This is a genomic window from Kitasatospora sp. NBC_00070 (assembly GCF_045041205.1).
In the GTDB taxonomy this organism is placed as follows: domain Bacteria; phylum Actinomycetota; class Actinomycetes; order Streptomycetales; family Streptomycetaceae; genus Kitasatospora.
Window position 1 is genome coordinate 3,603,742 of record NZ_CP108247.1, and the last position, 13,914, is coordinate 3,617,655.

15 protein-coding genes are annotated in these 13,914 nt (G+C 73.4%); 5 read left to right on the top strand and 10 right to left on the bottom strand.

What is annotated here, in order from left to right:
- Nucleotides 1-104: 104 nt before the first annotated feature.
- The 3 genes from OHV05_RS16705 to OHV05_RS16715 all read left to right on the top strand — a co-directional run bounded on the left by OHV05_RS16705 (nucleotide 105) and on the right by OHV05_RS16715 (nucleotide 3,275).
- Nucleotides 105-1,424: an acyltransferase family protein gene (locus tag OHV05_RS16705; RefSeq protein ID WP_405018393.1), complete on the top strand. Its 1,320-nt coding sequence runs from the start codon at nucleotides 105-107 to the stop codon at nucleotides 1,422-1,424.
- A gap of 172 nt (nucleotides 1,425-1,596) precedes the next feature.
- Nucleotides 1,597-2,589, top strand: coding sequence for a GlxA family transcriptional regulator (locus tag OHV05_RS16710; protein ID WP_405018394.1), 993 nt, complete (start codon nucleotides 1,597-1,599; stop codon nucleotides 2,587-2,589).
- A 77-nt stretch (nucleotides 2,590-2,666) separates the two neighbouring features.
- Nucleotides 2,667-3,275 carry an isochorismatase family protein gene (locus tag OHV05_RS16715; protein ID WP_405018395.1) on the top strand — a complete coding sequence of 203 codons (609 nt, stop codon included), beginning with the start codon at nucleotides 2,667-2,669 and terminating at the stop codon, nucleotides 3,273-3,275.
- Nucleotides 3,276-3,340: 65 nt separating this feature from the next.
- Here the strand turns inward: OHV05_RS16715 and dacB are convergent, their stop codons facing one another.
- The 8 genes from dacB to OHV05_RS16755 all read right to left on the bottom strand — a co-directional run bounded on the left by dacB (nucleotide 3,341) and on the right by OHV05_RS16755 (nucleotide 10,745).
- A complete protein-coding gene (gene dacB / locus OHV05_RS16720; protein ID WP_405018396.1) occupies nucleotides 3,341-4,927 on the bottom strand; it encodes a D-alanyl-D-alanine carboxypeptidase/D-alanyl-D-alanine-endopeptidase in 1,587 nt (528 codons plus the stop codon).
- A 205-nt stretch (nucleotides 4,928-5,132) separates the two neighbouring features.
- On the bottom strand, nucleotides 5,133-5,309 hold the full coding sequence (locus OHV05_RS16725) for a hypothetical protein (RefSeq protein ID WP_405018397.1): 177 nt from the start codon (nucleotides 5,307-5,309) through the stop codon (nucleotides 5,133-5,135).
- Nucleotides 5,310-5,354: 45 nt separating this feature from the next.
- Entirely contained in the window at nucleotides 5,355-6,710 is a 1,356-nt protein-coding gene (locus OHV05_RS16730; protein ID WP_405018398.1) for a carotenoid oxygenase family protein, read from the bottom strand.
- 55 nt (nucleotides 6,711-6,765) lie between these two features.
- The gene (locus OHV05_RS16735) at nucleotides 6,766-8,193 is read right to left on the bottom strand and encodes an MFS transporter (RefSeq protein WP_405018399.1); all 1,428 of its coding nucleotides are present in this window, start codon (nucleotides 8,191-8,193) and stop codon (nucleotides 6,766-6,768) included.
- A gap of 169 nt (nucleotides 8,194-8,362) precedes the next feature.
- On the bottom strand, nucleotides 8,363-8,881 hold the full coding sequence (locus tag OHV05_RS16740) for an SRPBCC family protein (RefSeq protein WP_405018400.1): 519 nt from the start codon (nucleotides 8,879-8,881) through the stop codon (nucleotides 8,363-8,365).
- Nucleotides 8,882-8,992: 111 nt separating this feature from the next.
- Nucleotides 8,993-9,556, bottom strand: coding sequence for a TetR/AcrR family transcriptional regulator (locus OHV05_RS16745; protein WP_405018401.1), 564 nt, complete (start codon nucleotides 9,554-9,556; stop codon nucleotides 8,993-8,995).
- A 48-nt stretch (nucleotides 9,557-9,604) separates the two neighbouring features.
- Entirely contained in the window at nucleotides 9,605-10,192 is a 588-nt protein-coding gene (locus OHV05_RS16750; RefSeq protein WP_405018402.1) for a helix-turn-helix domain-containing protein, read from the bottom strand.
- Nucleotides 10,193-10,271: 79 nt separating this feature from the next.
- Nucleotides 10,272-10,745: a MarR family winged helix-turn-helix transcriptional regulator gene (locus tag OHV05_RS16755; RefSeq protein WP_405018403.1), complete on the bottom strand. Its 474-nt coding sequence runs from the start codon at nucleotides 10,743-10,745 to the stop codon at nucleotides 10,272-10,274.
- A gap of 101 nt (nucleotides 10,746-10,846) precedes the next feature.
- On the opposite strand from OHV05_RS16755, the gene OHV05_RS16760 reads away from it, so the two are divergent.
- Both OHV05_RS16760 and OHV05_RS16765 read left to right on the top strand, forming a co-directional pair.
- Nucleotides 10,847-11,692 (top strand): NAD(P)H-binding protein, encoded by an 846-nt coding sequence (locus OHV05_RS16760; protein ID WP_405018404.1) that lies wholly within the window; start codon nucleotides 10,847-10,849, stop codon nucleotides 11,690-11,692.
- A 79-nt stretch (nucleotides 11,693-11,771) separates the two neighbouring features.
- Complete coding sequence (locus OHV05_RS16765) at nucleotides 11,772-12,533, top strand: group II truncated hemoglobin (protein WP_405018405.1); 762 nt, start codon at nucleotides 11,772-11,774, stop codon at nucleotides 12,531-12,533.
- A 60-nt stretch (nucleotides 12,534-12,593) separates the two neighbouring features.
- Here OHV05_RS16765 and OHV05_RS16770 read toward each other — a convergent pair whose 3' ends face one another.
- Together OHV05_RS16770 and OHV05_RS16775 are read right to left on the bottom strand one after the other, a co-directional pair.
- Nucleotides 12,594-13,142, bottom strand: coding sequence for a GNAT family N-acetyltransferase (locus tag OHV05_RS16770; RefSeq protein WP_403043070.1), 549 nt, complete (start codon nucleotides 13,140-13,142; stop codon nucleotides 12,594-12,596).
- 29 nt (nucleotides 13,143-13,171) lie between these two features.
- On the bottom strand, nucleotides 13,172-13,819 hold the full coding sequence (locus tag OHV05_RS16775) for a DUF998 domain-containing protein (RefSeq protein WP_405018406.1): 648 nt from the start codon (nucleotides 13,817-13,819) through the stop codon (nucleotides 13,172-13,174).
- Nucleotides 13,820-13,914: the final 95 nt, after the last annotated feature.

Consider the following 13,914-nt stretch of genomic DNA (forward strand, 5'->3'; position numbering starts at 1 on the left):
CCCGGCGGGGCCTCCGCACGGCCCCGGCGGCCGGGGGCGGAGGCCCCGCCGGGGAACGACGGGCGGGGCAGTTTACCCCCGGAGGCGTGCGCTAATCTCCTCGAATGCCCCTCATAACCCAGGCACCCGCCCCCGAGACCGCGGGGGACCAGGCCGGGCCTGCCCCCAGCCCAGCGAAGCCGAGACTCGGCTGGCTCGACGCCCTGCGCGGGTTCGCCGCGCTGGCCATCGTGGTCGAGCACTACGTCCAGGTCGTGGTGCCGGAGGAGTTCGCCCGGCTGTCCGGCCGGTTCGACATCGGGAGCTACGCGGTCTTCCTGTTCTTCCTGGTCAGCGGCTACATCGTGCCCGCTTCGCTGGAGCGCAGGGGCAGTGTCCGGGGCTTCTGGATCAGCCGTCTGTTCCGGATCTACCCGCTCTGCCTGGCCGTGGTGGCTCTCGGAGCTGTCACCTGGAAGCTGGGCTGGTACACCGACGCGCTCACGCCGCTGAGCCCGTTCACGGTGGAGCACCCGGCGATCGCCGCCCTGGGCAACGTGACCATGCTGCACGACTTCCTCGGCGTGCGCGGCGCGGTCTTCGTCATGTGGACGCTCTCCTACGAGATGGTCTTCTACCTCCTGGTGGCGTCCCTCTTCGTCCTCGGTGTGCACCGGCGCAGCGCCGAGCTGTCCACCGCGTTCGCCCTGGTGGCCGTGCTCGCGGTGGGTGCCTTCCCGCTGTACACGCTCGCCCACGACCTGCCCGGCCTGCGCCGCGCGGTCCTGGTCGCGGCGGTCGTCATGGCGGTAGGGCTGTTCGCGGTGATGAGCCGCCGCCGGAGCCTGGCCACCGTCGGCGCAGTGGTGCTGGGCGCCCTGGCCCTCGGCCTGCTGGTCGGCAACAGCCGGATGCCCGGCTGGTTCAGCATGACCATCCTCGCCACCATGTTCGCGGGGACCGCCATCTACCGCGTGGAACAGCGCCAGATCGGCTGGGTCAGGTGCGCCGTGGCGCTGGCCGTCACCGCCCCGGCCATCCTGTACGTCGGCGGTCGCTACGGTGAGAACGGTCAGGCGGCGCCCGCCTTCCAGTGGCACTGGGTCACCACCATGCTGGCCACCTGGGGGACCTTCGCCGTCGGCATCGCCCTGCGACGTCTGCGGATGCCCAAGGCGCTGACCTGGCTGGGCTCGATCAGCTACTCGGTCTACCTGGTGCACGCGGTGCTGCTGACCGCGCTGCTCTGGCTGATCTCCCCCACCCCGGTCACCTCGCTCTCACTGGGGACCAGGGCCGTGCTGGGCATCGGGTTCTGCGCCGTGGTGCTCGGGGTCAGCCACCTCACCTTCCACCTGATCGAACGGCCGGCCCAGCGGCTCGGCAGCCGGCTGACCAAGGCCCTGGACCGCCGCGGCGCCCGGCGGACCGGCCTCCCGGAGTAGCACCCGGTCACCACCGAACGGGACAGGGGACACCACTCGAAGGCACCGGCCGCTCAGCGGCCGGTGCCTTCGGCATAGCCGCACCCCGACCGCGCCGTCGGACCGACCCGATGTCCGGATCTGACAGGGAATCGTCATTGCGGCCATCGCCGAACGCGACCACGATGGAGGCATGCCCACTCCCCACCGCGTCGTCATCGCGGTCTTCCCCTACGTCGACCTGCTCGACGTCACCGGTCCGGCCGAGGTGTTCGCGCTGGCCAACCGGGAGACCGCGGGCCGGGCCGGCTACCAGGTGCGGCTGGCCGGGCCGACGGCCGGTGCGGTGCGGACCTCGGCGGGGGTGCGGCTGCTGACCGATCTGACCTTCGGTCAGGTCGGCGGGCAGGTGGACACCCTGCTGGTGCCCGGGGCGGTCGAGATGACCGGGGACGGGCCGGTGGCGAAGGTCGACCCGGAGATCGTGGCGTGGGTGCGGGAGACCGCCCCGCTGGCGCGCCGGGTGGCCTCGGTGTGCGTGGGCGCGCACGTGCTGGCGGCGGCCGGGCTGCTGGACGGGCGGACGGCGACCACGCACTGGTCGACGGCGGCCCAACTGGCCGCCGACCACCCGGCCGTCACGGTCGACCCGGATCCGATCTTCGTCCGGACCGACCGCGGCCGGCTCTGGACCGGTGCGGGGATCAGCGCCTGTCTGGATCTGGCCCTCGCCCTGGTGGCGGAGGACCAGGGCGAGGAGGTCGCCCTCGCGGTGGCCCGGCAGCTGGTGATGTACCTCAAGCGGCAGGGCGGCCAGAGCCAGTTCTCGGTGCCGCTGAGCCGCCCGGCCTCCGCCCGCCGCGACATCGACGAACTGCGCCTGTGGATCGCCGACCACCTGGACGAGGACCTGTCCGCCGCCGCCCTGGCGGCCCGGATGTGCCTGAGCGAGCGTCACTTCGCCCGGGTGTTCAAGCAGGAGACCGGCACCAGTACGGCCGACTACGTCCAGGCCGCCCGGGTGGAGGCGGCCCGTCGGCTGCTGGAGAGCACCGACGCCCCGCTGGAGCAGGTCGCCACCGTCGCGGGCTTCGGTTCGTCCGAGACGCTGCACCGGGCCTTCCGGCGCCAGCTCGCCACCACGCCCGCCGCCTACCGCCGCCGCTTCCGCACCCAACCCGCCTGACCCTCCCCCTCCCCCTCTCCCGAGCTGCGAGCCAGCCGGCTTCGCCATGCCCGAACGACGACCGAAAGGCCAAGAGCATGACCACCGTCAGCCCTTCCACCACCCTCCGCGACCTGAGCGGCCTGGACAACGAGCCGCCCCGGCTCGCCGACGCCGTCCTGGTGATGATCGACTTTCAGAACACCTACCGCACCGGTGTGATGGCCCTGGACGGCGCCGAGGAGGCCCTCGCCGCCGGTGCCCGGCTGCTGGCCCGGGCCCGGGCCGCCGGCACCCCGGTGGTCCACGTCCTCAACGACGGCGGCGAGGGCACCCCGTACGACATCCGGGCCCACGTCGGCGCGATCAGCGACGAGGTCGCCCCGGCCGACGGGGAGGCGGTGGTGGTCAAGCAGGTCCCGAACGCCTTCCACGGCACCGAGCTGGAGCAGATCCTGGCCGAGCTGGGCCGGAAGGACCTCGTGCTGGCCGGGTTCATGACCCACATGTGCGTCAGCTACACCGCCCAGGGTGCCTTCAACCTCGGCTACCGCCCGACCGTGGTCGCCGAGACCACCGCGACCCGCGCCCTCCCCGGCCCGGACGGCGGCGTGCTGCCCGCCGCCGCGCTCCAGGCCGCCGCCCTGACCACCGTCGCCGACCTGTTCGGCACCGTCGTCGCGACGGTGGACGCGCTGCCCGCCTGACCCCCGGCAGCACAGAGGCCCCGACCGCCGGGCGGTCGGGGCCTCCGTCGCGCTCCCGGCTCAGGTCAGGAAGCCCGCTCCGCCTGCTCCTGGAGCAGCCCCGAGATCCGGGACAGGTCGTTGATGACGTCGAAGAAGCTGTTGATGTCCGGCGTGGAGGCGCCGTTCACGGCCAGGTAGAAGGTGTGCAGCCGCCCGTGCCCCGCGTCGAGGTAGCCGCCCAGGGTCTCGCCGCCGACGGCCAGCCGCTCGTTGAGCGCGTCGAAGCCGAGCACCGAGCCCGGCTTGGCCCACACCTTGCCCTTGCCCGGGCAGGTCGGGCAGCCCGCGCAGGCGGTGGCCAGCGAGCCGTCCACGCCGAGGATCGGCTGCGCCTCGCGGAACCGGTCCGCGTCCGGGGTGCCCTGCCAGTAGTGCAGGATCTCGTTCTCCACCCGGGGGGTGACCCGGTCGATCGGGTTGCCGCCCCGGCCGTCGAGCAGCTGCGCCTGGGTCGGGTCGATACCGGCCTGGCGCAGGAAGGCGTTCAGGACCGGGAAGCCGCCGTCGCACTGGTGGCTGCCGGCCGTGACGGCCATCAGACAGATCGTCAGGTTGGCCCCGAGGTTGTGACTGACCTTCAGGATCAGCTTGGCGTACTCGGCGAAGACCGGGGAGACGTACGCGCCGACCCGCTGGGTGCCGTCGTACGTGGCGGGCAGCACGCCGGCCGGGTTCGGTCCGGTCGGCGGCGCGGTGACGGTGACGCCCGCCCGGGCCAGCGCCTCGATCAGTGCCGTCCGCCCGAACGCCGCCGGGTCCTGCACGTGGGAGATCCGCAGGGTCGGCGGAGCGTCGGCCGCGATGGTGCCCGACAGGGTCAAGTGGGTGCCGTCCGGCGAGGCGGCGACCGCGATGTCCGTGGTCCCGCCCGCCGCGACCGTCTGCACGGTCGACTCCACCTGGTACGGCGCGACCTGCGGCCGCCAGCTGAGCCGGGCCGTCGTGCCGGGGGCGGTCGGGGTGGTCAGCAGGTCGATCACGTTGTCGTTGACGATCAGCGGGTCCGGGCCCGGGTCGAGGCCCTCCGAGGTGGTGAACAGCCGGGAGTCGACGGCGACGTCGCCCCGGATCTCGGTGAGGCCGGACTCGCGGACCTGACGGGCGATCTCGTCCAGTCCGGCGAGCGGGTTCTCGGGGGTGAGGGTGGCGCCCGGGACGTCGTTCGCGTAGGTGTGGTCGATCGTGGTGTAGTCGACGCCGCCGTCCGGCTTGGTCCGGCCGCCCATCGTCAGGTCGCCCTGGGCGACCAGGACCAGCGACCCGTTCAGCACCGTGCCGTCGCGGTCCCCGACCGCCTGCACGGGTGTGCTGAACCGGTGGTCGCCGCCCAGGGTGTGCCAGGCACCCGAGACGCTGACCAGCTTGGCGGTCGAGCCGGGGATGAAGAACTGGTCGGGGTACCGCGAGTGGATCACCCGCCCGGTGGCGTCGTCGATCTCCAACAGGCCCCACTGGGCGTGCTGGTAGGCCGGCTTGTTCATGATCGCCGTGATCTCCGGGCCGAGGTCGTCCGACTGATCGGGCACCGGGCCCGCCGCGCCGACCGTGAGGGCGGTGGCCAGCACCGCCCCGAGGGCGGTGACCCGACTGCGCCAACTGCGAGATCTCATGAACCCACCTGTTCCGGGCCGTGCCCGATGTCCTGACGGATGCTCAGTTTCCGCAGGGATACCGCGCGGCGGCCGGCCGTCGAACATCCTGACGGGCCGTTCACCCGCTTGCCCGGCGATCCCGCCCCGGATCACCCGAACGACGCCCCGGACGGCCGAAGGCCCCGGCTGCCGGAGCAGTCGGGGCCGGTGGAGCGTGAGCGGGTCAGTCCCGCAGCGCGAGCAGCAGGGCCGGGACCAGGAGCAGCAGCAGCCAGGGCTCGGCGAGGACGGCCACTCCCAGGCCGGTGTAGGCGGCGGCCTCGGCCACCCGGCGGCGGCGCTTCCGGTCGGACTTCTTCGACGCCTGGGCCGCGTCGGTCTTCACGAACTGCTCGGACATGGTTTCTCCTCGGGAATCGGTTCGGGTGACGGGCGGGTCAGCGGTTCAGCGGTTCAGTGCGGCGTCGGGGATCCAGGAGCCGTGGATCATCGCCGGCACCCGGCGCGGCAGGTGGACGGTGGCGACCGGCGGGAGGGCCAGGTCGGAGGCGTCGAGCACCAGCAGGCGGGAGGCATCGGCGTTCAGGTCGCCGACCACGGTGAGCAGGTAGCCGGCGTCCTCGTCGGTGGCCCCGGCGGCGGGTACGAACACCGCCTCGCTGGGCAGTTGGCCCACCCCGACCGGCCGCAGCTGCCGGGCGCCGGTGGTGCGGTCGTACTTGACCAGCGCGTGGCTGCCGATGCCCTGGTCGTCCGGGAAGGACAGCGCGTACTGGTAGCGGTGCTCCCGGCCGAGGTACTCCTCGTTGATGGTCGGGAACTCCACCGTCAGGTCGTCGGTGAACTCCTCCCGGACCGTGCCTGCCACCGGGTCGACAGTCCACCGGACGCCGCGGGAGCCGGAGTTGGGCTCGGCGCCACGGTCCGGCGCACCCACCCACCAGTTCCAGGAGCGCTGCCAGCCGGTCCGGCCGACGGACGGGCCCTCGACCACGATCCGGCCCTGCCGGTCCTCGTAGGCGTTCGCCAGGTGCATCGCGTAGCCCTGCCCGATCTCGAACCAACGGACCTCGGCCGCACGGCCGTTGCCCTGCGGCATGACACCGATCCGGGACGGCTGGGCGTCGCTCCAGCCGTACGGGATGCCCGAGTGCTCGGTGTGGTCGAAGGTGACCGAGCCCTCCAGGAACACCACGTGGTGCTCGGTGATGGCGAAGTCGTGCTTCAACGCGGCGGTGGCGCCCGGGACTTCCTGGCTGTGCAGCAGCTCGCCGGAGGGCGCGGCCACGTGGTGGACCAGGTACGGCGGGAACGGCGAGGAGGCGAAGAAGTGCAGCTCGCCGGTGACCGGGTCCTCCTTGGGGTGCGCGGTCATCGCCGAGGTGAGCCTGCCGCCGAAGTCGTACGCGCCGACCGTCTCCAGCTCGGCCGTCAGCTCGAACGGCAGGTTCGCCTCGCAGAGCGCCAGCAGGCGGCCGCCGTGCTCGATGACGTGCGTCCCTGCGGTGCTGGCGGTCAGGTCGGGGCCGTGCTCGGTCAGGTACGGCGCGCCGTCCAGGGCCGGGGTGTGCACCCAGCGGTTGCGGTACCACTCGGCCCGGCCGTCCCGGAGCCGGATGCCGTGCACCATGCCGCTGCCCTTGAACCAGTGGGTCGGGGTGATGCCGGGCTTGGGGTTGTGGCTGTTGCGGATCAGCCGGCCGGTCAGCTCGGGCGGCAGGACGCCTTCGACGGTCAGCCCGGTGGCGGAGATCTCGTCGGCGACGGGGGTGTAGTGACCGGTCAGGTAGGGCTTGTTCATGGTCGGATCCACTTCTCTCATCGGTGAGTCGACTGGGTGTCAGCGGTGCGGCCGGTTACCGGCCGGCTTCGGTACCGGCCTCCGGTGGAGCGGCGGCCGTGCCGGGCCGGGCGGTCGGCCTGGGGGCCCGGGCCACGAACGGGGTCAGTGCGGCGGCGAGGGCGGCCACCCCGGCGGAGACCAGGAAGGCGGTCCGGTAGCCCGCGGTGAGGGCGACGACATGAGGCTGTCCGGCGCCGACCGCGGCCGTCCGGGCGGCGGCGAGGGTGGCGAGCACGGCCAGACCGACCGCGCCGCCGATCTGCCGGGTGGTGTTGACCAGGCCACTGGCGAGCCCGGCGTCGGGCCCCGGTACGCCGGTCACGGCGGCCGCGGTGAGCTGGACGAAGGCGACCCCCAGGCCCAGGCCGATCAGCAGGGTGGGGCCGAGCACGTCGGTGGCGAAGCCGCCGGTCACGGAGATGCCGGCCAGCCAGACCAGTCCGCCGGACAGCAGCGCCAGGCTGCCGGCCAGGGTCGGCACCGCACCGAACCTGCGGGCGGCCCTCGGGGCCAGCGAGGAGCCGAGGATGTTCGCCGCCGCCAACGGGAGTTGGGACAGCCCGGCCTGCAACGGGCCGTTCCCGAGCACCTGTTGCTGGTAGAGCGGGAGGAAGAAGAACAGCCCGATCCAGACCGCGCCCAGCAGGGCCATCAGCAGGTTGGCGGCGGCCACCGAGCCGGTGCGCAGCAGCCGCGGCGGCAACAGCGGTGCGGGATGCCGACGTTCGGTACGGACGAAGACCGCCAGCAGGACCGCCGCGACACCGCCACTGGCGACCGCCCACGGGTCGGTCCAGCCGGAGCGTCCGGCCAGGGTCAGCCCGTGGACCAGGACCACCAAGGCCGCCGTGACGGTGACGGCACCGACCAGGTCGACCCTCCGCGGTCCGGCTCCGGACGGGGTGTCACCGGGGACGAGGCGCACGGCGGCGGCCAGGACCAGCGCGGCGCCCAGCGCACTGGTGTGGAACACCGACTGCCACCCGAGCGTCGCGGTCAACACCCCGCTGAGCAGCACCCCGGCCGCGCCCCCGGCGCCGGAGACCGCGCCCCACACCCCGAGCGCCCTGCCCCGCCCCGGCCCCGGCGGGTACACCTGCATGACCAGCGAGAGCGCGGCGGGGGCGATCGCCGCAGCGCCCACGCCCTGGAGCGCGCGGGCCGCGATCAGCTGCCCCGGACCGTCCGCCAGCGCGGCGGCCGCCGAGGCGGCGAGGAAGACCGCCAGTCCGCCGAGCAGGACCCGCCGGCGCCCCGTCAGGTCGGCCACCCGCCCGCCGAGCAGCAGCAGTGCGCCGAAGGCCAGGCCGTACGCGTTGACCACCCAGGTCATGCCGCCGCCGGAGAGGCCGACGCCGGCCCGGATCGCCGGGAGGGCGACGTTGACGATGGAGGTGCTCAGCACCACCACGAACTGCGCGGCGGCCAGTACGGCGAGCACGGCGGGGGGCCGAGGGGCGGGCCTGGCAGCGGGTCGAGCGGCAGGTCGGGCGGCTTCGCCACCCACGGTCCTGGACACAGCAGCACTCCTTGTGTGGTCACTCACTCACTCATGGGGCCGAAAAAACCGGGCGCCCGCAGCGCCCGCAGGTCACGCAGGTCACCGCAGGTCACGCACCCTGCTCGGCGCGCTGCTTGAGGTTGTGCAGCCAGTGCTCCAGCGAGCCGTCCAGTGCCTGCTGCAGCAGCTCGACATCGGCGCTGACCGGCTCGCCGGTCCAGGACTCCTCGGTGTGCACCCGGACGCCGTCCCGGGTCGGGGTGAAGGTCCAGACGTGCACGGCGGTGATGCCCTGGGCCGGGCCGCCCCAGACGATCCGGCGCCCGGGGTCGACCTGCACCACCGTCGAAGTGATCCCCTCCAGCCCCTCGGTGGACCACACCCAGGACGAGCCGGGACGGAGCGGGCCGGGGGTCTGCTTGACCACCGAGCCGACGCCCGGCTGCCAGGCCGGCCAGTTCTCCACGTCGGTCTGGATCCGCCAGACGCGGTCCAGCGGCGCGTGGATGACGATCTCGTCGCGGGTGATCACCGGGGCGCTCCGGTCGATACCGACGGGCTCGGGGCAGCCGGCGCCGCCCGTCCCGACGGCGAGCAGGGCGGCGACGCTGGTGGCGATGGCGTGCATGGCGTTCTCCAGGGTGACGAGGGGGCGGCCGACCGGCCTGACCCGATAATGTGTGGTTGATTACTCAGTCCGAGGACCGAAAGAAACGCCGGGCCGCCCGGGGCCCGCGACCTAGAAGTGCCGGATACCCGACTTCAGCGTGCGCGCCCACGGGGCGTCCACCGCGTCGGCGTCCATCGCCACCAGCAGGTGGCAGAGCATGCCGACCGAGAAGAACTCCTGCACCTGCCGGTCGTCACCGCCCGAGGCGCCGCGCACGTACTCCACCAGGCGGGCGTACCCGGCCCGGACCGCGGTGCGGATGGCCGGCTCGGAGACCGCCGCCGCCTGGGCGTGCATCTGGACCAGCAGCAGGTCGTTGTCGCTGATCAGGCGGGCGTACGCCTCCCCCATCGCGGAGAGCACCACCTCGGGCGAGCCACCCGGGGCGTCGGCCGCGCCGAGCTCCAGACTCCCCCGGACCCGGACGAAGCAGTGCTCGACCACGGCGGCGAACAGCTCCTCCTTGCTCGGGAAGAGCCGGTAGACGTACGCCTGCGAGATCCCGGCCGCCTTGGCCACCTCCATCGTGGTGGTACCGAAGTACCCCCGGGCGGCGAAGGCACCGATCGCAGTGCGGAGCACCGTCTCGCGGCGTTCCTCGGCGGTGGAGAGCTGGCGTCGTTGCGTTGGCATGTGAGTACTCAACCACTCACACTTTCTTTCGTCAACACCCGCGGCGGATCAGCCCGCCTTGGGCCTGGCCCGGACGTGCATCCGCTCCCCCTGCCGGCCGAACAGGCTGAGCACCTCGACCGGCCGCCCGTCGGCGCTGCCGAACCAGTGCGGCACCCGGGTGGAGAACTCCGCCACCTCGCCCGGGCCGAGCACGAAGTCGTGGTCGGCCAGCACCAGCCGGAGCCACCCGTCCAGCACGTACATCCACTCGTGGCCCTCGTGGGTGCGGAGATCCGGTTCGCCACCCCGGTCGGGAATGATCATCTTGTACGCCTGGAGCGGGCCCGGCGTCCGGGAGAGCGGCAGGTAGGTACCCCCGCTCGGCAGCGACCGGGGCGCCAGCCGGACCCGGGGGTCACCCACCTCGGGCGCGCCGACCAGGTCGTCCAGCGGCACCCGGTAGAGCCCGGCGAGCGGCAGCAGCAACTCCAGGTTCGGGCGGCGCTGCCCGGACTCCAGCCGGGAGAGGGTGCTCTTCGAGATGCCGGTGGCCTCGCAGACCGAGGTCAGGGTGAGCCCCCGGTCGGTCCGCAGCCGGCGGAGCCGGGGGCCGACCTCGTCGAGGACCGCTCGATAGGGCGCCGCACTGTCCATCCGGGCATTCCACCCCGCCGTCCCGGAAACGGCAACAGACGCCCACACCCGGCTCCGCCCGATGGCCGGGCGACGGCCGTCAGCGGTTCCGCAGGGCGTCCTGGTCCGCGACGTACTTGAGCATCAGCCGGGCGAACTCCAGCCGCTCCTCCTCGGACCAGTCGGCGGTGACCGCCTCGTAGGCGGCGCGCTGGTGGCGGCGGAAACGGGCCATCAGCTCCCGGCCCTCGGGGCTGAGGTGCAGGACCGTCCGGCGGCCGTCCTGCTGGGAGGCGGCGCGGATCAGGTAGCCGGCCGCGATGTTGTCGGACACCATCCGACTGGCCACCGAGGGGTCCACTCCCAGGTGGGCGGAGACCGCGCCGACGGTGACCTCGGTGGGCTCGGCGGCCTGCTCGGCCTCCAGCACGATATTGAGGACCAAGGTCCGGCTCAGGTCCTTCTGGGAGACCGGGTTCTCGACCTCCAGCAGGGTGGACCGCCGGAGCTTCCCGAAGGCCGGGCCCACGGTGTCCAGCAGCCGCTCGGCGGTGCTCGGCTCGCGCTTCGTCATGGGGCCGATGATATCTGGATGACTCCCTGAATACATGTGTTGACATGAAAACGTGTGCATGTAAGCATGCATATGTCTTCACCAACGAATGGAGCAGCCCCATGACCACCCTCGTCACCGGCGCCCGCGGCAAGGTCGCCCGGGCCGTCCTCGACCGCCTGCACGCCGCCGGCCACCCCGTCCGGGCCGCCAGCGCCCGGCCCGCCGAGCTGACCGTCCCGGCGGGCGTCGAGGTGGCCGAGCTGGCCCTCGGCAGGCCGGCGACCTTCGCCGCCGCCCTGCGGGGCGTCCGCCAGGTCTTCCTCTACCCGGAGCCCACCGGCATCGACGAGCTGACCGCCGCGGCCGAGGCGGCCGGGGTCGAGCACGTGGTGCTGCTCTCCTCCTCCTCGGTGCTCGGCCCCGACCCGGAGCAGGACGCCCTCGCGAGCCACAGCCACCGGGTCGAGCGCGCCCTCACCGCCTCCGCGCTGACCGGCACCTTCCTGCGCCCGGACGCCTTCGCCAGCAACGCGCTGGGCTGGGCGTACTTCGTCGGGCAGGGCCTGCCCGTCCAACTCGCCCATCCGGACGCCGACCTCGCGCCGATCCACCCCGAGGACATCGCCGACGTCGCGGTGGCGGCCCTCACCGGCGACGCGCTCACCGGCCGCCCGGTCACGCTGACCGGCGCCGAGGCCCTCACCTTCCGCGCGCAGCTGGCCGTGCTGTCCGAGGCCGTCGGCCGGGAGATCCCGGTCGAGCGGATCACCCGGGCCGAGGCCGAGCGGCAGCTCGGCGGCTTCCTGCCCGCCGTGATGGTCACCGCGCTGCTCGACCTCTGGCAGGCCGCCGAGCAGCACCCCGCCGTCCTCGCCGACACCACCGAGACCCTGCTCGGCCGCCCCGCCCGCACCTTCCGCCAGTGGGCCGCCGAGAACGCCCACGCCTTCACCCCGAAGCCCTGACCCGGCAGGCCCCGGCGCCGTCACCGCTTCTCCTCCTCAAGTCCTTGTCCGGGCAACGATCCTGACGTTGAGTCAGCACATGATTGTCGAGTACATCCGGTACCGGATCGCCGAACCACAGCGCGCCGCCTTCGAGGCCGCGTACCTCCGAGCCGCCGGCCCGCTCGGCGCGGCCGAGCAGTGTGTCGACTACGAGCTGGCCCGCTGCACGGAGGACCCGAGCGCCTACGTCCTCCGCATCCGCTGGACCTCCGCCGAGGACCACCTCGGCGGCTTCCGCAAGGGCGAGCTGTTCGCCGCCTTCTTCGCCGAGATCAAGCCCTACGTCGAGTCGATCGAGGAGATGCGGCACTACGAGGTGACCGCCGTCGAGGGGAAGGGCGGCTCGACCCCGACCCTGTACGAGTGGGCCGGTGGCGCCGCCGCCTTCGACCGGCTGTTCACCCGGTTCTACGAGCGCGTCCCCGAGGACGAGATCCTCGCCCCGGTGTTCGCCGGGATGGACCCGCAGCACGCCCGGCACGTCGCGGCCTGGCTCGGCGAGGTGTTCGGCGGCCCGGCCCGCTACAGCACCGAGCTGGGCGGCCACCGGCACATGGCCTCCCGGCACCTGGGCCGGGGCGTCACCGAGCAGCAGCGCAGCCGCTGGGTCGCCCTGCTGCTGGACACCGCCGACGAGGTCGGCCTGCCCGCCGATCCGGAGTTCCGGGGCGTGCTCGCGTACTACCTGGAGTGGGGCACCCGGATGGCGCTGATCTACTCGGGCCCCAACCCGCCGCCGCTCCCGGAGACGCCGATGCCGCGCTGGGACTGGGGCATCACCCCGCCGTACCGGGGCTGACCGAGCCTCGGATCCGGCCCTGCCCGGTGGGCCGCCGGCCCGGCCTGCCGGAGCACCGGGTCAGCCGCGGCGCGCCCAGTCCTCCCTGAGCAGCCCGAACAGCACCCGGTCGTACCGCTCCCCCGCCACCAGCACGGCGGAGCGGCGGCGGCCCTCCTCCTGGAAGCCGAGCCGGGTGAAGGCCCGGACGGCCCGCTCGTTGCCGCTCCAGGTGTCCAGCTCCAGGCGGTGCAGCCCGTACGCGCCGAACAGGTGGTCGACCAGCAGGCCGAGCGCCTCCGAGCCGTGGCCCCGGCCCCAGTACGCCGGCTCGCCGATGGTCACGCCCAGGGTGGCGACCCCGGCGTACGGGTCCAGGTCGCGGTAGTCGGCCATGCCGATCACCCGACCGTCCGTCAGGTCCTCGACGGTGAGCACGGCCGACTCGCGCGGCATCAGCCGCAGCATGGTGTCGAAGCCGAGCCCGATCGCCTCCGCCGTGACCGGCCCGAAGCACGGGTCCCCGGCGGCGGCCGGCCGGACCACCTCGGGGTCGTTGCGCCAGCGGAGGTGGTGCTCCGCGTCCTCGGCGCGCAACGCCCGCAGCCTGACCAGCTTTCCTTCGAACATGACCACTCCGTTGTCGGGCTGACGGTTGCTCAGCGGCCCCGACGGTACCCGGCGGCGATCACCGAGATCCACAGCATGGCGACCAGCACGCCGACCGCCAGGGTGAGCGAACCGGCCGGGCCGCCGCCCATCGCCCAGCCGTTGCCGAGCAGCAGCGCCGTCCCGGCGATCCGGGAGCCGACCGCCGGCCCCCGGCGGCCCGCCCGGTGGAAGTGCCGGCCGAGCAGGAAGCAGGCCGCGATCAGGGCCAGGAAGGTGATCGACCCGGCCACCAGGTGGGCCGTGCCGTGCCAGCTCATGGTGGCCGGCCTCCCCGCCGGGGTGCCGACCGGGAAGCCGTCGGCGGGGTCCAGCACGAACACTCCGGCGGCGGCCATCCCGACGCCCGCGGTCCGGACCAGCCGGGCCACCCAGGCGCTGTCGACGACCCGGCGCAACCCGGCCGCGCCGGCCAGGTAGAGCGCCCCGACCAGCAGGAAGTTCGTGATCTGCAACCAGCCGAGCGAGCCGTTGCTCAGCACACTCAGCGGGTGCCTGGTGATGTCGAAGCCCTCCCGGGTGGCGGCCTGGGTCAGGGCCAGGACGGCCCAGACCGGTGTGGTCAGGACGGCGCAGCCGAGCAGGGTGCGGGTGCCGACGGCGGTGCTGCGGGCGGCGGGGAGCTGGACGGTGGTCATCAGGGGGTTCCTTCCGGGGTTCGGTCTCTCACCGCTACGTCGTCCGGGCGCTGTGACAGGGAACGGTGCGCGTTCCCTGTCGGATCGGCCTGTTC